Source organism: Nocardia sp. BMG51109 (assembly GCF_000526215.1).
In the GTDB taxonomy this organism is placed as follows: Bacteria; Actinomycetota; Actinomycetes; order Mycobacteriales; family Mycobacteriaceae; genus Nocardia.
In genome coordinates, this window is sequence record NZ_JAFQ01000004.1 from 5,631,029 (window position 1) to 5,648,335 (window position 17,307).

The 17,307-nt window shown below is 66.0% G+C and carries 14 protein-coding genes and 1 tRNA gene; 6 read left to right on the forward strand and 9 right to left on the reverse strand.

Annotated features, from left to right (window positions below):
* The first annotated feature begins 391 nt into the window (after positions 1 to 391).
* The 3 genes from D892_RS0126925 to D892_RS0126935 are packed head-to-tail and all read left to right on the forward strand — an operon-like array spanning position 392 to position 3,181.
* The gene (locus D892_RS0126925) at positions 392 to 1,204 is read left to right on the forward strand and encodes an SDR family NAD(P)-dependent oxidoreductase (protein WP_024804211.1); all 813 of its coding nucleotides are present in this window, start codon (positions 392 to 394) and stop codon (positions 1,202 to 1,204) included.
* Positions 1,205 to 1,259: 55 nt separating this feature from the next.
* Positions 1,260 to 2,048, forward strand: a complete 789-nt coding sequence (locus tag D892_RS0126930) for an SDR family NAD(P)-dependent oxidoreductase (RefSeq protein ID WP_024804212.1) — start codon at positions 1,260 to 1,262, stop codon at positions 2,046 to 2,048.
* Between the two features lie 53 nt (positions 2,049 to 2,101).
* Positions 2,102 to 3,181, forward strand: coding sequence for a substrate-binding domain-containing protein (locus D892_RS0126935; RefSeq protein ID WP_051499184.1), 1,080 nt, complete (start codon positions 2,102 to 2,104; stop codon positions 3,179 to 3,181).
* On the opposite strand, the gene D892_RS0126940 is transcribed toward D892_RS0126935, so the two are convergent.
* Together D892_RS0126940 and D892_RS0126945 are read right to left on the reverse strand one after the other, a co-directional pair.
* Positions 3,144 to 3,452, reverse strand: a complete 309-nt coding sequence (locus D892_RS0126940; protein WP_024804214.1) for a transposase — start codon at positions 3,450 to 3,452, stop codon at positions 3,144 to 3,146. The two genes, D892_RS0126935 and D892_RS0126940, sit on opposite strands and share 38 nt — an antisense overlap.
* Before the next feature lie 220 nt (positions 3,453 to 3,672).
* A complete protein-coding gene (locus D892_RS0126945; RefSeq protein WP_024804215.1) occupies positions 3,673 to 4,269 on the reverse strand; it encodes an ABATE domain-containing protein in 597 nt (198 codons plus the stop codon).
* 82 nt (positions 4,270 to 4,351) lie between these two features.
* Here D892_RS0126945 and D892_RS0126950 point away from each other — a divergent pair, with 82 nt between their 5' ends.
* On the forward strand, positions 4,352 to 5,770 hold the full coding sequence (locus D892_RS0126950; protein ID WP_036567507.1) for an MFS transporter: 1,419 nt from the start codon (positions 4,352 to 4,354) through the stop codon (positions 5,768 to 5,770).
* Between the two features lie 88 nt (positions 5,771 to 5,858).
* Positions 5,859 to 6,980 carry an epoxide hydrolase family protein gene (locus tag D892_RS0126955; protein WP_024804217.1) on the forward strand — a complete coding sequence of 374 codons (1,122 nt, stop codon included), beginning with the start codon at positions 5,859 to 5,861 and terminating at the stop codon, positions 6,978 to 6,980.
* A gap of 281 nt (positions 6,981 to 7,261) precedes the next feature.
* On the opposite strand, the gene D892_RS0126960 is transcribed toward D892_RS0126955, so the two are convergent.
* The 5 genes from D892_RS0126960 to D892_RS0126980 all read right to left on the reverse strand — a co-directional run bounded on the left by D892_RS0126960 (position 7,262) and on the right by D892_RS0126980 (position 13,801).
* A complete protein-coding gene (locus D892_RS0126960; protein WP_156959699.1) occupies positions 7,262 to 8,953 on the reverse strand; it encodes a nucleoside transporter in 1,692 nt (563 codons plus the stop codon).
* A gap of 134 nt (positions 8,954 to 9,087) precedes the next feature.
* Positions 9,088 to 11,307 (reverse strand): N,N-dimethylformamidase beta subunit family domain-containing protein, encoded by a 2,220-nt coding sequence (locus tag D892_RS0126965; protein WP_024804219.1) that lies wholly within the window; start codon positions 11,305 to 11,307, stop codon positions 9,088 to 9,090.
* A 332-nt stretch (positions 11,308 to 11,639) separates the two neighbouring features.
* Positions 11,640 to 12,449 (reverse strand): hypothetical protein, encoded by an 810-nt coding sequence (locus tag D892_RS42220; RefSeq protein ID WP_024804220.1) that lies wholly within the window; start codon positions 12,447 to 12,449, stop codon positions 11,640 to 11,642.
* A 615-nt stretch (positions 12,450 to 13,064) separates the two neighbouring features.
* Complete coding sequence (locus D892_RS47035) at positions 13,065 to 13,475, reverse strand: hypothetical protein (RefSeq protein WP_156959700.1); 411 nt, start codon at positions 13,473 to 13,475, stop codon at positions 13,065 to 13,067.
* Positions 13,476 to 13,724: 249 nt separating this feature from the next.
* Positions 13,725 to 13,801, reverse strand: a tRNA-Pro gene (locus D892_RS0126980).
* An 894-nt stretch (positions 13,802 to 14,695) separates the two neighbouring features.
* Here D892_RS0126980 and D892_RS0126985 point away from each other — a divergent pair.
* On the forward strand, positions 14,696 to 16,015 hold the full coding sequence (locus D892_RS0126985; protein WP_024804222.1) for a helix-turn-helix transcriptional regulator: 1,320 nt from the start codon (positions 14,696 to 14,698) through the stop codon (positions 16,013 to 16,015).
* 36 nt (positions 16,016 to 16,051) lie between these two features.
* On the opposite strand, the gene D892_RS0126990 is transcribed toward D892_RS0126985, so the two are convergent.
* Both D892_RS0126990 and D892_RS0126995 read right to left on the reverse strand, forming a co-directional pair.
* Complete coding sequence (locus tag D892_RS0126990; RefSeq protein WP_024804223.1) at positions 16,052 to 16,675, reverse strand: pyridoxamine 5'-phosphate oxidase family protein; 624 nt, start codon at positions 16,673 to 16,675, stop codon at positions 16,052 to 16,054.
* 35 nt (positions 16,676 to 16,710) lie between these two features.
* Positions 16,711 to 17,307, reverse strand: a complete 597-nt coding sequence (locus D892_RS0126995; protein ID WP_024804224.1) for a TetR/AcrR family transcriptional regulator — start codon at positions 17,305 to 17,307, stop codon at positions 16,711 to 16,713.

A 17,307-nucleotide genomic window follows, 5' to 3' on the forward strand; every position in this document is an offset into this window, starting at 1 on the left:
GACTCTGCCCAGCCGGAACGAGGGCGTGCTCCCCGTGCGAATTCGGAGCACGCCCTCAATTCATCGCTGGCGCACCGTGTCCCGGGATTCGCGTGCCGTCGACACTACGGGCATGAGGGAAAGTTGCGCTATCTCGAAGCGGGCAGCAGTGCTCCGCTGGTCCTGCTGCACATGGTCCGGACACAGGCGGAGTACTTTCGCGCCCTGATCCCGCTGGTGTCGGAGAGATACACCGTGTAGCCCTGGCCACCGCGGGAGCCCGCTGGTGGATTGAGTGAGATAAATCGTTTCACTGCTATGAGTCGGAGTTTCTCCTGCTCAAATCTTGCTCTCATCGTGTTGATCTGGCATTCTGCGATACAAGTTAGTTAATCGATTTACCTGGAGGGTCATGTCTACCGAGAACCAGCAACGGCCGGACACTTCTCGCGAGTTCGCAGGTGAGGTCTTTGTCGTCACCGGGGCCGCGCAGGGGCTGGGCCGAGAGATCGCCGTGGAGGCGGCTCGACGTGGCGCCGACGTGGCGGTGTGCGACCTGGACGGCGATAAGGCGCGGGCCGTCGCGACGGAGCTCGGTTCGGCGCACGGTGTACGCGCCCTCGCTCAGCAGTGCGATGTGAGCGCGCCGGCGGAGGTGGCGGCTCTCGCCGAGCGAGTGGTCGCGGAGTTCGGCCGCATCGATCATTGGATCAACAACGCCGGCACTCTGCACATCGGCCCGATCGTCGACACCGAACCGCAGGCGTTCCGGCGGGTCGTCGATGTCAACGTCACCGGCGTGTTCCTCGGTATGCGCGCGGTGCTGCCGATCATGAAGGCCCAGGGCCGCGGAAGCATCGTCAACCTCTCCTCGCTGGCAGGCAAGAAGGGCATGGTCAACCTGGCCGGTTACTGTGCCTCGAAGGCGGCGGTGATCTCGTTGACCCAGACCGCAGCGCTGGAGGCCGCGCCGGAAATCCGGGTCAATGCGGTGTGCCCCGGCGTCGTGAACACCGAGATGCAACAGCGGGAGTACCAGATCATCTCCGGCCTGACCGGCGAGGATCCGAAGGCCATCGAGCAGAACTGGCTGAAGGACATGCCGCTCGGCGAGTTCCAGGAGCCCGGTGACATCGCCGATGCCGTGTGTTTCCTCTCGTCCCGTCGTGCCCGCCAGATCACCGGCGAGGCGATCAACGTCAACGGCGGTCTGCTGATGGATTGATTCCGGGCTGCCCGGGATCAATCTCCCACTTCATCATTCGAGAAGGAGAACTCTCATGACCTCATGCGCAGGGATGGCCGGTCTGGTGACCGGTGCGTCCGGTGGGCTCGGCCGCGCGACCGCTCTCGCGCTCGCCGCCGCCGGCGCCGATGTGCTGGCGTTGAGCCGCAATATGGATGGTCTGAGCGAAACCGCCGCTCTGGCAGAAGGTCTCGCCGGCTCGGTGATCGCCCGGCAGGGTGATGTCGGCGACGAAGAGCAGGTCCGCGCCGCGATCAAGGCCGTCGAGCAGCAGTTCGGCGCGCTGCGCTACGTGGTCAACAATGCCGGCCGCCAGATCGAGCGCGACTTCCTGGAGACCACGAACGAGGATTGGGACGAGATCGACCGCACCAATGTTCGCGGCGCGTTCTGGGTCTGCAAGTACGGTGCGCAGGCGATGCTGCGGGCGCGGACCGGCGGGAGCATCGTCAATATCGCCTCGGTGCTGTCGGTGTCCGCGGATCCCATGCTGACCGCCTACACCACGAGCAAGCACGCCGTGCTGGGGCTCACCCGCAGCATTGCGGTCACCCGTTCGCTCGCTCGCAGTGGAATCCGCGCGAACGCGGTGCTACCCGGCGATATGGACACCCCGATGGTGCAGCAGTACTTCGCCGCTCACGACGATCCGGAGGAGGCGCGCAGACAGGTCGCGTCGGCATACCCGGTGGAGCGGATCGCCGACCCTGCCGAGGTCGCCAATGTCGTCCGTTTCCTCGTTTCGGACGAGTCGTCTTTCGTTAATGGCGCCGCGATTGTGGTCGACGGCGGCCTGGGCGCCGCGCTGTACACCAACGCCTGATCCACTCGTCCGGTGTCCTGTGAACGCCGTATTGTTCTCGAGGAGGTGTTCACATGGTGCTGACGATGAAGGAGATCGCCGCGGCTACCGGGGTGTCGGTGGCCACGGTGTCGAATGCCTTCAATCATCCGGAGCGGTTGTCGAAATCCAAACGCGCCGAAATCCTCGCTGCGGCGGAATCGCTGGGGTACGGCGGGCCGCACCCCGGCGCGAGCAGCCTGCGGACGGGGACGGTCGGTTCGATCGGATTCATGATCACGGACTGGCTGTCATACGCGGTCGACGACCCCGCGAGCACCCTGCTCCTGCAGGGGATCGCGCACTCGAGCCAGACCGCGGACACGGTACTCGCACTGCTGCCGCTCGGTGGGGCGGCCGGCCGCGGCGGCCGGTCGGAGAGCGAGCGTGCGCGGTCGATACTGCAACGGGCGGTGGTCGACGGGTTCATCGCGTTCAATCTGCCCGATGAGCATCCCGCTGTCGGCAGCGTGCGGCAGCGGGGTGCGCCACTCGTCATTGTCGACGCGCCGAAGATCCAGGGAGTCGGCTGGGTCGGCATCGATGAGCGTGCCGCCGCCGGCGCTGCGGCCGAACACCTGCTCGCGCAGGGGCATCGACGCATCGGTGTACTGGTCGACCGGCTCTCGCCGGACGGCTACGTCGGCGCGGTATCGGAGGCTCGAGTGAGCCGCGGCCGCGATCTCGTGGCGAGGGAACGCCTGCGCGGCTACGCCGACGCCTTCGCCGACCGGGGGCTGCCGATCGCCGAGGTGCCGATCGTGGAGGCCGGCGGGTACTCCTCGACGCACGCACGGCGGGCTGCGGAAATCCTACTGAGCCACGAATCGGCGGTCTCGGCGGTTCTGGCGATCAGCGACGTCATGGCCGTAGGGGTTCTCGACATCTGTGCCGAACGGGGGATAGGCGTTCCCACCGCGCTGTCGGTGGTCGGCTTCGACGATATCCCTGCTGCCGAGCACCGGGGACTGACGACGGTGCACCAACCACTGATGGACAAGGGACAATGGGCGGCGGAGATGCTGTTCGCCGCGATCAACGGCGCGCCGACCGGACACCTGGGCCTGCCGTGGAACCTCACAATCCGGGAGACCACCGGCCCGCCGCACTCGTGACCGGGCCGAACACCCCCGGCTGGTCCCGCAGCACCATCACATCCGACACGCAGTCCGCGCCCGCGGCCACAGCGATCGTCAGATCCAGCACGGTCTTGCCCGGATCATGTGTCGCAAGCGGCTTCTGCCACGGCGCCAGCACCTCGGACAGGCTCTTCACCAGCCCGATCCTCTCCGCCGTACGCACCAGCAGCACCGCCCCAGCCTGCGACACCAGACCGGCACCGTCCCCGTCGGCGGCCAGCCGCGGGTACCACGTAGAATCCCTCACCAGAAAGGTGCTCCTGCAAACTCGAAAATCCAGCCCTCAGCACGCTGAATTATCGCAGTTCAGAGCACCTTTCGCCATCATCGATACGAACCCGGCGGTTGTCCGGATGCTCGGTCGTGCCCATCGGCCCTGCACGGGAGGATCGCGAATGCGACGCTGAACCCTCTCACCGGCCCGGACGGGACACCCGAGCGGACCTGACTGGGTCATGTGGCGGCACTCAACGCGGGTTGTGCCGACTCCGGTAGGCCGCGACGCTGGCCCGGTGCGCGCAGGTTCGGGTGCAGTACTGCTTCGAGCCGTTGCGTGAGAGGTCCACGAAAGTGGCCCGGCAGTTCGGCCCGGCACATACGCCGAGACGAGTCGGACCGAGCGTGGCGATCACGGAGGCCAGTGCGCTGAGCGTGGCCGCGGCCAGGTGCGCCGAGCAGTGGTCGGTGTCGGAGGTGACCTCGGTCCACCAGCGGTCGTGATCGTGGCGCAGCGCCGGGGTGGCGCGGCTGTGACGCAGGCCGTCATTGATCAGGGCTGCGGCCCCAACCGGGTCGGTGCTCGCTTGTTCGAGCACGGCACGAACCGTCTCCCGCAACGCGCGGACCTCCGCTAGGTCGGCGCGGGTGAGACGCTGCCGCATACCGGCCCATCGGTCTGCGGCCGAACTCGGAGGCTCGACCGGGCCTGCGGGGAAATGCTCATCGAGGAAGTCCCGGAGTTGCTCCACGGTTTCGAGCGCGTCCTCTCCCTTGATCGGCTTCAAGGTGTTGGCAAGATCGACGGCCGTCTGGACCGCCGAGGCGGTGTAACACGCATCAAGCATTTGACGTGTCTCCTCATTGCTCCGTAACGTGACACCCATAGTAGCTTTCACATGTCACAACGTACCTGGGGAGGAGACGACGATGCCGCAGACGATCCCGTCCGGAAGGGCCCTCAGCGGCGTGTCGAACCACGGCCCCGATGGGCGCTGGCTGGGGCTGGCCCTGGGGATACTGGTGCTGCCACAGTACGTAGCGCTGGGAGCGCCGTCGGTGGCGCTGCCGGCCATCGGCCGCGCGCTCGCGGTGCCGTTCGGGGCCACGGCATGGATTCTTGCCGCATGGTCGTTGACCTCCGCGCTTGCGATGCCGGTCGCGGGTCGGCTGATGGCCCGGTGGAGCCCCTTCCGGGTACTCGTCGCCGGGGTCGTGGCACTCGCCGCGGGCTCGGCGCTCGCGGGAGCCGGCCCGACACTGCCGGTCGTGATCGTCGGTCGACTGATCGGTGGCGCCGGTGCGGGCGCGACCGTGATCGCCGTCTTCGCTGCGGCCACCGCACTTCCCGGGCGGGAACGGATCCGCGCGCTGGGAGTCATTGCCGCCGCCAGCGCGACGGCGTCGGCGTGCGGGACCCTGTTGGGCGGGGCGGTGACCGCATGGCTGGGGTGGCGTGCCGTGCTCGCGATCCCGGTCCTCGCGCTGCCCCTTCTGCTGGCCGCAATGGCGGGTAGGCGCACATTCACGCGGATCGGTGGCGGCGAGTGGGACGGCTCGGCCGGGCGACTCGACATCGCCGGCGCGGCCGTGCTTTCGGTACTCGCCGGCTCGGTGATCACGTTGCTGCAGGCGCATTCGGTCGGGCTGCCCGCTCCGATCACGCTCGTCGTGGCTGCCGCCGGGGCGCTCGCCGCCGTGGGGCTTTGGTGGCGCGTGCGACGCACGCCCGACGGGTTCGTGCCTCGGCGGGTGATATCGGCCCGCGGCTTCCTGTCGGCCGGGCTCGTCGGCGGGACGGTCTTCGCCGGCTACTACGGGGTGCTGTTCCTCGCCCCGTCCCTGATCGAGCAGGCCACGGGCGGTGGCGCCCTCGAAGCCGGCGCACTCTTGGTCCCGGCCGCCGCCTGCTCGGTGCTGGCAGGGCGGCTGGTCGGCACCTTGACCGACCGGTTCACCGGTTGGCAGGTGTCGGCCGGGCTCGCGGCACTCACCGTCGTCGGCGTGCTCGTGGTCGCGGTCTTCACCGGGCCGATCTCGGTTGTCGCCGGCGCGGCGCTGACCGTGTGTGGGTTCGCCGGCGCTCAGGCCGTTCTGGTGAGCCTCGCGCCGGAACTGGTCGCCACGCGCGACCGCAACACCGCACAGGGCCTGCTCAACTTCATGATCTTCCTGGGTGGCGGGATCGGTCCGGCCGCTGTCGCAGGCCTGTCCGGCGTCGTGTCCGTGCCGGTGGCGCTCGCCGTGCTCGCGGCACTTCCCTTAACCGGACTCGTCCTCAGCCTGACCCGGCGCCCTGGCGCCGGCCGCCGACCCGAACCTGACGACACGTGTGGGAGCCCGCGATGACGGTCCACACCTCGGAGCCGATCGACGGCTTCACCCTGTGACCTACATCTGATCCGATAACGTCTTGCCGAGGAAAAGGAGCCCCGCTGTGGCCGCCGAGCCGTTCCAGGTCAGCATCACCGAAGCCGAGATCGCGGATCTGCGCGAACGGTTGCGACGGACGCGGTGGCCCGAGCCCGAGCCGGTGGACGACTGGTCGCAGGGATTGCCGCTAGCTTATGCACAGGAGCTTTGCCGCAGCTGGGCCGACGACTACGACTTCGGGTTCGCCGAGCGGCTGAACGTTTTCCCGCAGTACCGCGACACAATCGACGGGTTGGGCATCCACTTCCTGCACGTCCGCTCGCCGGAGCCGGAGGCGTTCCCGCTGGTGCTCACGCACGGGTGGCCGGGTTCGGTGCTCGAGTTCCTGGAGGTCCTCGGCCCGCTGACCGACCCGCGCGCACACGGCGGGGACCCGGCGGACGCATTCCACGTGGTCGCGCCGTCGTTGCCCGGATACGGCTGGAGTGACAAGCCGTCGACGACCGGGTGGGGCATCACTCGCATCGCGCGCGCCTGGGACACATTGATGGTTTCGCTGGGTTACGAGCGGTACGGCGCGCAGGGCGGTGACTGGGGTTCGGCGGTGTCCGGCGCGCTGGGCGAGGTGGCGCCCGACCGGGTTGCCGGCGTGCACCTGAACTTGGGGTCCGTGACGGCGGGCACGTTCGACGACCCGACGCCCGCGGAGCTGGCGAACCTCGAGGCCGAGAAGGAGTTCCAGCGCACCGGCCGGGGGTACTCGGCGCTGCAGGCGAGCCGGCCGCAGACGCTCGGCTACGGCCTCACCGACTCCCCGGCGGGCCAGGCCGCCTGGATCGCCGAGAAGTTCTGGGCCTGGACGGACAACAACGGCCACCCCGAGGACGCGGTGTCGCGGCAGACGATCCTCGACGAGATCTCGGTCTATTGGTTCACCGCGTCGGCCACGTCATCGGCGCGCCTGTATTGGGAGAGTTTCGCCAACTTCCGGGACAAGGTCACCGCGCCGTCCGGGCTGTCGGTCTACCCGCGCGACATAACCCGCCCGTCGCGGCGGGAGGCCGAGCTGCGGTTCACCGACCTGCGCTGGTTCGAAGAACTGCCGCGAGGCGGCCACTTCGCCGCGCTGGAGCAGCCGGAGTCACTGGTCGAGCAGGTCCGCGGGTTCTTCCGCCTCTTCCGCTGACTGCCCGTCCCCGTCGGCGGCCAGCCGCGGGTACCACGTAGAATCCCTCACCAGAAAGGTGCTCCTGCAAACTCGAAAATCCAGCCCTCAGCACGCTGAATTATCGCAGTTCAGAGCACCTTTCGCCATTTTCCGGGGCACCGTCGGCTCACCAGCGTGAATCGCCAAGGTTAAGAACGAGTCACCCTCGCTCGTAGTACTGCCAGGGCGAGACATCGGCGCAACTCGCGGTCCAACACGGGCTCACTCGCACGGAATCCATATGGTCAACAGACCAGATGTCAACTACCGATAGCAGTTTTAGGGTGATCGCTGGTCCGTGATTCGCAAGAGCGCCGCGCTTCGAGTGCATATAGCAAGAGGATAGAGGCTCCGAAGTACGCCACGGTGAGGATTAGAACCGCCGTCTGATAAGTCGTGGAGGTGACTTCTCCGGCTGCCCATAGTGCCGACACGACGACTACCAGAGCCAAAGTGGTCGTCGCCATCATGGTGAGCACGACCCTCGCCTGTGGCCGCCGCGTCAGTCCGTCGATGAAGGAGGCTTCGACCACCTTTGGCGTCGCTTCTCCGGCTGTGCGCGCGGCCGCGGTTGCCTCCTCGTCAAGGGCTTGCAATTGCAGAGATTCCGTGGGGTAGCTCCTCCGCGCGCCCGCCATACCCGCCAGAATCGTGTAGAGCACGGCGGCAAAGATATAGATGATGGGAAAGAGGAAGTACATGTGGATCGGCGACCACACGATGAGTGCGGTCGTGAGGAGTGCACTGATGAGCCAGGTCGCGAACGCAGCGGGGTTACAGCGATTTCCCTTGAAGTAGGACCAGTATCGTGTAAAACGAATCCTGGGAAATATCCAGTGTTCGACGGAAACGAGTGCGCCGACGGGAATGAGGACCAGTCCGTATATTGCGATGATATCGACGAGTTTATTGAAGACCAAGGGGAAGCATGCGATGAAGGTGACAGTGAGTCCTGTTGCGAAGATAGCCTTCTTCTCGCTGAATCCTGGCTTGAGTGATTGAAATGCGAGTCCAGCGCGATAGATGGCAGGGTTGCTGGTACTCCAGCCGGAAATGATGACGACCACGATCCCGAATATCCCTAGCGTGGAATAGGCCAGGGTTCCGGCGTCGAGTTGACCAATGGTCGTTTCGAGAGAGAAGGCTGCCGCTGCCCCCATCGCACCGGCGCTGATCCAGGACAGCACGAAGCCGCCGAACTGGCCGGTCGCGGAGGCAAGGCCGTACCAGGTGCTCTTCGCGTATCGCATGACGGCCATATCGGTCAGACCGAGATGGAATACGACGGTCACGCCCCAGGTATACGCAGCGACGTGCCAGAAGGTGAGCCCCTCACCGACTCCGGACGGCCAGATCATCGATGAACTGACGTCACCGATGCTATTCCACAAGCCGCCGCTCGTGTCTGAACCCTGGATCAGGGTGCCATAGGAGACGATGAGCCCTACGACGAAAACAACCACCAGCCACGGGGTGCACACCGTGGCGAACTTGGCGACAGAGTTGAATCCATAAGCAGCGACGACCGTGATGAGTAGGCCGACGGCGACAACCACTAGTACGTAGCTGACGCTCGAGGGGAACCACTCGGTCTGCGGTGGTATACCAAGTACGATTCGGATCGCCGAAGCCGCGACGGCGATCATCGCGCCCGCCATGATGCAGGAGATGACGCCATTGGTGATGTTGTAGACCCTGGTAAACCATGGGCCGGCTATTCGTTTGAGGTAGGTATAAAGGGTAACGCGTACATCTACACTGATCCTGGTGGTGACAAGTGTGTAACTCAGCACTCCCAGCGTTGCGCCGACCAGCATGCCCGCAAGCGTCTGTACGACTCCGGCACCCCATGCCACAAAGGACGCGCCGATGACGAAGGCGGTGCCGGCAATGTTTTCACCTGCGAAAAATCCCAGGAAGTAACTGAGTGGCCGGTGCTGCTCTTCGAGCACCGGAAGGTCCTCTGGAGGGATGGATGGTTTTGAGGCATGCTGAAGCGTCATTGATTCGTCAGACATAATCGTAGGTCCTGCCGGGTCTGCCGGTGTATGTTCGCGTAATTGGATACGAGATCGTTGGTCAATCGTCAGCTAGCTGAATCCTTCAGGGAGCGACGACTCAGGAAGCCGCGAAGGACGTTCAACGTCAATTTTGCGACATTGTTGTCATATTTGTTGTAAGCCAGGCTTCCTGCCCACGAGATAGAGCCGACGCTGAAGACGGCGCCCCCAGAGGAGGTCTCGACTACGGTGATGTCGGCTCGGACGTTGGGGTTCTTCGTGCCGCCTTGTCCGGGGACGAAGACGCTGTGCTCCTCGCTCACAGGTTGGTAGTAGTCGGAGAAGCCCGTGGTAGTCGCCAGGATGACGGTGTGAGGTGGGGTGCCCGCCGCAGTGTTGGCTCGATCGAGTTCGTCGCCGCCCGCGGCACCGAGCACGAGTCCGAAGTCGCCGATGGTTTCCTCGGACCCGATGCCGTCGAACACCCAGTCGTACGCGCTCGGCTCGGCACGCTTGTATCCTGATCCCCTTGACCAGCCATTGGCCGTGTAGCCGACACCGGTGAGCTCGTTCGGTGTTCGTCCGCGCAGTCGCCAGATGCCGCCCATCTCGCCGGTGGTGGAGTGCCGGGCTTCGCCGTAGGGCGATCGGAAGTCGGCGTTTCCGGCGTAGCCGCGGCGCACTTCGATGACGTGGCGTCGTTCGGGGTCGTAGCTCGTGACCCAGTAGAAGCCGTTGCCGCCGAGATACATCATTCGGCCGCCGCGCTCGGTGAATTCCTCGAGCGAGTCCAGCATTTTGCCGGTGTAGTACTCGGGATGGGAGCCGGTGATGACGACCTTGTACTGGTTCAGGAGGTCGGTTCCTTCGGCATCGAGGTCCTCGTCGGTGGCTATGTCGACCGTAAAGCCTTCGTGGGCGAGCCAACCGATGATGTAAAAGTCTGCCGCGTAGTGCCGGGGTGCGCTGGTGAGCCATGCGCTGTAGTCAGGCCGCCAGGTAAGAATGGGGCGCCGGGCGGACGAGTAACGCACTCCGACTCCGTCGGCGTGCAGGTCGTACAGCGAGAGGCCGTACTCCGGATGCTGCGCGAGGTAGTGGTCATAGCTGTTGCCGACGATGGGCTCGTCTTTCATCAGCGACAGCGAGCTTTCCGCAGCGTCGTTCTGGTATTGCTGGTTGCCGTAGGCCAGGTAGGTGTTCGTCGGTGCGAGAAAGAGGACGTCGCCGGACGCGATGCGGGGACGGACGTAGAAGGGCACGTACTCTGTGGACTCGGCGTCGGTGAGGGCGGCAACGTAGGCGCCGCTGTCCCAGCCTTCAGGAATCGTGAGCTCGAGGGATGGCTGCCAGCGCGCGTCCTCGAGGTCTTCGTGGTGAAAGTGGATGGCATCGTAGTGCTCCGGGTAGTGCCGGAAGTCATGTTCGGTGCCGTCCCACTTCGGGCCGGTGACCGCGCGGGCGGGAAGATTGACCGTCCGTGCGTGCAGCTCGTTTCCTGAGACGTCGCGGACGCGGTCGGCGTGCGGCTCGGCGGCGAAGTCCCAGGCGGCCGCGACGGCGCGGTGGCGATGCGGGGTCCGGTCTGTCAGCAACAAGTCGAGCTCGTCCTCGGAGCGGTTGCCTCGTGTCAGAACGGGGGAGGACACCTTGCCGTCGAAGAGCCGAGCTGGTCGTTCTGCTCCCATCGTGGCGGCCACGAACAGCTCGCCCGATCCGAACTCGAACGAGCTGGCTACGGCGCTCACGCGGATGCTCGTCGCTCCTGTGCGACGTGCAGGAGAGCTACGGATGATCAGATCCACCGCGCTGCTACCAGCATTCTGCACCCGCCGGCCGAGGACCACGTCGTACCAGCGGCCACATTCGACCGGCAGCTTCGCGGTGAGTGCTGTGTGTTCACCGGACTCGAGGTAGGTGAACTCGAAGCCGCTTGGCGAAACGTACAGTCCGACGTCCGCCGTGCCCGCCGCTCGTGTCAGCACAGGTGTGCGCTCTTCCCGTGACAGTCTCGACGGCTGGACCGCGAGGGCCAGCGCCCAACCCTCGTCGCCATCGAGCACGCCAGGAGCGGGAGCGACAAGGTATGACCCCGACACGATCTCCTGCGGCTGTCCAGCATGGTTGCCGTCGATCGGGCTCGGGACATCCTGTTCGGACCATCCCGGCGCGTGGGGGCGATCGTCGACGCTGAAGAGTCGTTTGACCTGGCAGTCGTAGCGGCCACGCGGGGCGTTCACAAAGAAGGTGATCGATTCGCCGTTCTTGACGCTGAGCTTGTCGGCGTATCCGGTCAGACGTGTCAACGATTTACTCCTTGGGTCGGCGGCTCGTCAATCTTCGGTGCTGGCGGTGGTCGCCGAAGGACTCCTTCGTCCACCACTGACTGCGGAACGACCGGCGGTTCGGGTGGGGCCTTACGCGAGCCGACAGTTGGTGTCAGCTTGGCGTCGGCCTGTGTGCGTGCCGCCGTCGATGATGTTGGAAGGATAGATGAAGTGACCGTTAATGGCAACAGTTATTGCGATCAACTTTGTCCATACGAGAGTATTTATTGCGGTGGTGAGCAGCGGATTTCATCACCTGGCTGGACATGCGAGGCGCGGTTGGTTCGATAAGAATGGTAAGTTCAGCTGTCCTATTGTTGTCCACTTTGGTTCGGGAGCCGTGTCGACGGGCGGTACCGCTTGGGTGGGGTTCGCGCTGACGATCTTGCGAAGTGGTTCGTTTGCGAGGTGGCTACGTGGCAGAGGCCGACGGACCCGAAGTCGACACCGATGCAGCCTTTTGCCTTGCCGTTGCCGGGTGCGGCGCTCGGTGCGGTCAGGAATTGCTGTTGCCGAGCCAGCGGCTGGAATCGTTGTTCGGGACGCATCAGATAGTTGGTGACCAGCGCGTCGGGCAGTGTGGCCTGTGAGGGCTGGTCGAGGGTGTGTTCTATGCTGTCGGCGGTGATCATGAAGGCTCGATCGGTGCCGTTTTCGTCCCGGGCGGCGAGGTAGAGCTGGACGTGGTGGAAGATGTCGCCGACGACAGCGATGATCGGCCGCGCCTGAGAGCGCGAGTAGATCAGGATGTGCGTGTAGCCGTAGAGGCCGCGCACGGCCAGTTCGCTGGTGTCGAGGGGGTCGACGAGGACGCACAGGTCGGGGTCGGTTTCGTCGCCGATGACTTCGGGGTCGGCTTCTTCGGAGGCGTAGACGAAGGCTGGAATGTGTTCGACCAGTAGGTCTTTGTAGCGTTGGTGCATCCACAGGTCGTAGTCGGACAGGAAGTTGTCGGTGTGGCGCAGGTTCTCGTTTTCCGCGCGGCGGCCGGTGAGGGCGGCGTCGATCAGTCGTGGCCGGAGTTCGAGCATCATCCGACGTACGAGGCCGGCGATGTTCTGCGCGAGGTCGGGGATGGTGTTCGGTTCGGTCGCTGGCTGAACGCTTTCTTGGTGAGCCATCGCAACTCCAGCGGGGGCTCGATTCCGGGCGGGCTCCTTGTGGCAGCGATGAAGACGGCTTCGAGGTCGGCGGCGTGCATGATTTTCGCTCCGGTCAGGTCGTCGAAGCTTGTCACTCGCAGGTCGCGGCTCTTGGTCATGGCGCCGAACACGGCGAAGTACAGGTCTGCGGTCGGGTAGTGTTCGCGCACTCGGCAGGTGAGGTATCCGATGACGTCGGCGTGCTTGATCTCGAAATCGCAGATGAAGATGGTGGTGGCTGTTTCGGTGGCGGGGAAGAACGAGGCGTCGTCGAGGTCGATGCCGTCGCGGAATCTTGTTGCCGCGCAGGTAGCCGATCTTGCAGCGGGAGAAGCGGGACGACGCCAGGAAGCTGGCCATCACTAGACCGGCCTCGTTGACCCCGAAGCACACATCGACGTCGAGCCGTCGTCCGACATTCTTGATCTGCGCGGACAGCCGTTCCACGCCGTAGCCGAACGGTGGCCCAGGTCAGGTCCAACAGCTGCCCCGGACGAGGGTTCGGCAGCGTGAACACGTAAGTGGCCGCCACCAGCGCATCGCAGAGGTCCCCGAGCGCCTGCCAGTTCGGTATGGCAAGTGTGCGTGGGTCTTTCAGCTCGTCTTCGATCTGTTTATACAGCGCCTGCCAGCCGCGGACGCGGGCGGGGTTGAGATCGACCAGGCCGTCACGGCGCGCCTGCTCCATGACGCGGACCAGGACGGCGAGGGTGTTCTTGATGGTCGATTTGCCGCAGCCGTCTTCGGCGATCCACTGGACCACTGCGCGGTCGACGACGCCGTTGGTGATCGTCGGTACTGGAGGTGGCCGAGCGTTGGTACGACCCGCTGGCGCCAGCCGCACAGGTAGGGGTCTTTGCTTTTGTCTTCCAGCCCTACCGGGGCGGTGTCCATGTTGTTGGCGCCGTAGTCGAGCAGGGTGATGTCGGCTTTGACGGGGTCGATGCCGCGGGCAGCGAGTTTGCGCATGCGCTCGGCCCTGCGGCGGTTGCCGGGAACCTCCACGAACTGGAGTGCACCTCTACGGTAAGTCCGTGCGCGACATGCCCGCAACCTTCCAGCATCCCTGGTTGGGGGAGTGACCGACCCGTGTCGGACTTCGGACTCGAGTGAGCGGGACCGCGGTGCTGATCGAGTGCCTCGCACCCGATAATGACGCCTGTGCATGGCAGTCTCGGCGTACCCGGGCTCCTGCCCGTGGTCCACGATTGGTCCACAGAACAGGACCCGAGAAGGGGGAAACCCCCTCTGACCTGGTCGGGCTGACAGGATTTGAACCTGCGACCACCTGACCCCCAGTCAGGTGCGCTACCAAGCTGCGCCACAGCCCGTTGCTCCCGCTGGTGCGGGTGCTCGATGAGATTACCCCAGGACCCCCTCCGGGAGCCAAATCGGCATGGCATCGGCTTCGGGGTGTCGGGGTGGGGCTGATCGGTTTCGCGGGGCGGGGGTGGACTCGCAGGGGTGGAGAAGGCCGGCCGTGGAGGTGCTGCCGCTTCGGCGGGCTGGTTCGGTCAGGGGCCGGTGTGGGTGGCGGGCGGTTGGTTGGAGATCGGTTTCCGGTGGGGGTAAACCTGCGTTGGGGCGGGTGGGGTGCCCCCGGTTCGTCGGCAAGGTCTTGCGGGCCGGTTGCTCGCGGCGGTGGGTGCGGCGCGCGGGAACTCTGTGGGAGCGGCGCTGGGCGTTGCGGATCGGTGCGGGTAGGGGACCGGTTCCGGGGTCCGGTGACGGGCGGCGCGGTGCCGGTGGGTAATTGATCAATCTTCGAGTACGCCCGTGTGTTGCGAGATCAACGGAGGCCGGGGGCTGAAGGGGGCTTTACCAAGTCGACCGGTTGGCTCGGATTCTGGTTGAGGTCAGGGGTATTGGGCTTTCGGTGGAGCTTTCTCCTTGTGGCGCAATGTTATTCGCCGAGGCGTCGAGTGGTGGACGGGTAGCTCGAAGATCAATTGTTTCGGTGGAAATATGCGTGTGTCGCATAGGTTCCGAACAAGGCTTGTGTATCGGATGTTTCCGAGGGCATTCCGGATACCATTGGGCTATCGGCTGCACGCAATTTTGAGAACGCATTATTGCGTGCTGAAAGGAAAGGATAGTCGCGTCGGGGGCGACGACTGGCAAGGCTGGTTCGTGACATGACGGTATCGGATAGTGCCCACATCGGTAGCCGAATGGTGACGGGGTGCGGACATAGTGGAAAACGTCAGGCCGACAGCGGGTTCCGCATGTGTGTGCGATGCGGAGCCCGGCTGGCCCGGGACAACACGTCGGTGTGCTGTGCCGCCTGCGGGCGGGCCGGTCGGCGGATACCCCAGCTGCCGCCGGCGGCGTGGCGCAGCGACGAGATGCGCAAGGCGTTGCACGGCAAGGATATCGGCGCCGTGATGCGTGCCTGGCGGCACCACGAGGCCCACGGGCCGCGTCCGATCCCGCAGACCGAACTCGCCGACTCGCTCGGCATCACGCAGGGACAGCTCAGCCGGATCGAGAACGGTCGCAACCGGGTTCGTGATCTGGACAAGCTCGCACACTACGCGCGGGTCCTCGGCGTGCCCGCCGAACTGCTGTGGTTCGAACTCGACGATCCGGCGCCGTCGCCCGCCGCTCCCGCGGAGCGGCTCCAGCTGCCCAACGGCGCCGTGATCGCCACCGCCACACCGGCTCCGGAGCCCGTCCTCGCCGATTCGCTGCTGAGCACCCTCGGCGAGTACGTGCTCGCCGACCGGCTGGCGGGCTCGCATTCCCTGCTGCCGATCGTGACCCAGCAGGCGAAGTTCATCGAGCACCTCGAGCGCACCGGTCGCGAGGGGACCCGCGCGGAACTGCGCATCGTGCACGCCAGGTTCGCCGAGTTCCTCGGCTGGCTGCACCAGGATTCCGGGAATCTCGCCGCCGCCACCGAGTGGACGTCCCGCGCGGCGAGTCTGGCGCAGAAATCACGCGCCGATCGGCTGCTGTCCTATATCCGCACCCGGCAGAGCAGTCTCGCCGCCGATGCCGGCAATGCGCACGCCGCCATCGAACTGGCCCGGGCGGCGCTGTACGCGCCCGTGGATCTGTCCCACCGGCAGCGCGCGATGGCGCTGTGCCAGCTCGCCCACGGCCACGCCCGTCTCGGCCACGCCGACAGCTGTTTCCGTGATCTCGACCAGGCGGCCCGGCACGTGGCACATCCCGAGGAACGCGCCGACGATCCCGCCCGGCACTGCACCACCGAGTACATCGCCATGGAGGCCGCGGACTGCCTGGTCGACCTCGGCCGCCCCGAACAGGCCATCGACGCCCTCGAACCCCGGCTCTCCCGCTGGCATCCCGAAAACCGCCGCGACCTGGGCCGCAGCCTGGCCCTCCTGGCCCTCGCCCTGGCACGCACCGGCAAACCCGACCGAGCGCTCGACGTGGCCGAGCACGCCCTCGCCATCGTCGCCGAAACCCAGTCCACCCGAACCGAAATCCAGCTCTACCGTCTGATCCGGCAACTGCGCACCATCGGCGCACCGGATCACGCGGCCGAACTCCGGATCGCGCTCCACAACGCGCTGTGACACCGGGCTGGAGCCTGCATCACCGCGCGTATCCGGTTACGGGGTCGCCGGGAGTTGCGCGCGCAGCCGGGAGTTCTCCTCCTCGAGGGCGGTCAGCTTCTCGCGGATCGGGGTCAGCGCGGCTTCCAGTTCGGCGGGGGTGTAGCGCGGGGTGATGTGCTGGTGGCAGTTCCAGTTGCAGCCTTCGACTCGGATGACGACCAGCCGTTCCGGGCGGCCGTCGGTGCGCACCGAGCACAGCCGCTCGGTCAGGGCGGGATTCTCGGTCAGCGGGTGGGTCGTCGCGCGGCCGAAGATCTTCAGCCGCATGCGGTTCGGATAGTCCATCAGGAACAGGGCGACCCGGCCGTCGGCGCGGACGTTCCCGGTGGTGATGTACTGCCGGTTGCCGCGCACGTCGGCGAAACCGAGGGTGTGCTGGTCGAGTACGTGCGCGAAGCCGGGCGGGCCGCCACGGAATTGCAGGTAGGGCCAGCCGGTTTCGCTGACGCTGGCGAGGTAGAACCCGTCGCGGGACTCGATGAACGCGGTTTCGTTGTCCAGCAGCGGTTCCGGGTCGGCGCCTTGGCGCAGGGGGCGCTCGACCGCTGCGGCGCTGCCGTTTTCGCGCTGGACCTCCCGCACGGAGTCGGTGTAGGCCAGATGTGCGTAACGTCCCATATTCGCTCTCCCTGCTCACGGTGTGGGTGGCGTTGTCACCGCCGTTGCGGTCGGCCGGCGGCGTCGAGCAGTGCCTCGGCAGCCGCGCGGGCGTCGGCGCCGGCCGCGCCGTCGCCATCGATCTGGGTGACCACGGTGGCGCCCTCGATCAGCAGTAGTAGCTGCCGGGCCGGCGGGCCCGGTGCAGAGACGCCGGCCTCGGTCAGCAGTCGCTCCAGCAGTTGCCGGTACCGGGCCAGGTGCCGGCGGGTGATCTCGTGCACGGTCTGCCCGCCGCGGCTGTCGGCGGCGTAGTTGATCACCGCGCAGCCGCGGAATCCCTGTTCGGCGAACCAGCGTGTCAGCAGGTCGAACAGCGCGAGCACGCGCTCGCGTCCCGCGGGGATGTCGGCCAGGCCGGCCTCCAGCCAGGCGTGGATGCGGTCGCTGCGCTCCCGGACCACCGCCGCGGCCAGCCCTTCCTTGGATTCGAAGTATCGGTAGATGGTCAGCGGCGACGCGTTCGAGGCCGTGGCGACCTCGCGCATCCCCACCGCCGCGAGGCTGCGTTCGTAGAACAGGCGCGCGGCCGCGTCCAGCACGCGCGCGCGAGTCGCGTCGGGATCCATCGTCGATCCGGCTGTCACCGGCAT

Excerpts from the sequence above, each read along its gene's own strand:
- D892_RS0126925 (WP_024804211.1), top strand. The coding sequence starts at position 392 with ATGTCTACCGAGAACCAGCAACGGCCGGACACTTCTCGCGAGTTCGCA.
- D892_RS0126930 (WP_024804212.1), top strand. The coding sequence starts at position 1,260 with ATGACCTCATGCGCAGGGATGGCCGGTCTGGTGACCGGTGCGTCCGGT.
- D892_RS0126935 (WP_051499184.1), top strand. The coding sequence starts at position 2,102 with ATGGTGCTGACGATGAAGGAGATCGCCGCGGCTACCGGGGTGTCGGTG.
- D892_RS0126945 (WP_024804215.1), bottom strand. The coding sequence starts at position 4,269 with ATGCTTGATGCGTGTTACACCGCCTCGGCGGTCCAGACGGCCGTCGAT.
- D892_RS0126950 (WP_036567507.1), top strand. The coding sequence starts at position 4,352 with ATGCCGCAGACGATCCCGTCCGGAAGGGCCCTCAGCGGCGTGTCGAAC.
- D892_RS42220 (WP_024804220.1), bottom strand. The coding sequence starts at position 12,449 with ATGGCTCACCAAGAAAGCGTTCAGCCAGCGACCGAACCGAACACCATC.
- D892_RS0126985 (WP_024804222.1), top strand. The coding sequence starts at position 14,696 with ATGTGTGTGCGATGCGGAGCCCGGCTGGCCCGGGACAACACGTCGGTG.
- D892_RS0126990 (WP_024804223.1), bottom strand. The coding sequence starts at position 16,675 with ATGGGACGTTACGCACATCTGGCCTACACCGACTCCGTGCGGGAGGTC.
- D892_RS0126995 (WP_024804224.1), bottom strand. The coding sequence starts at position 17,307 with ATGCCGGTGACAGCCGGATCGACGATGGATCCCGACGCGACTCGCGCG.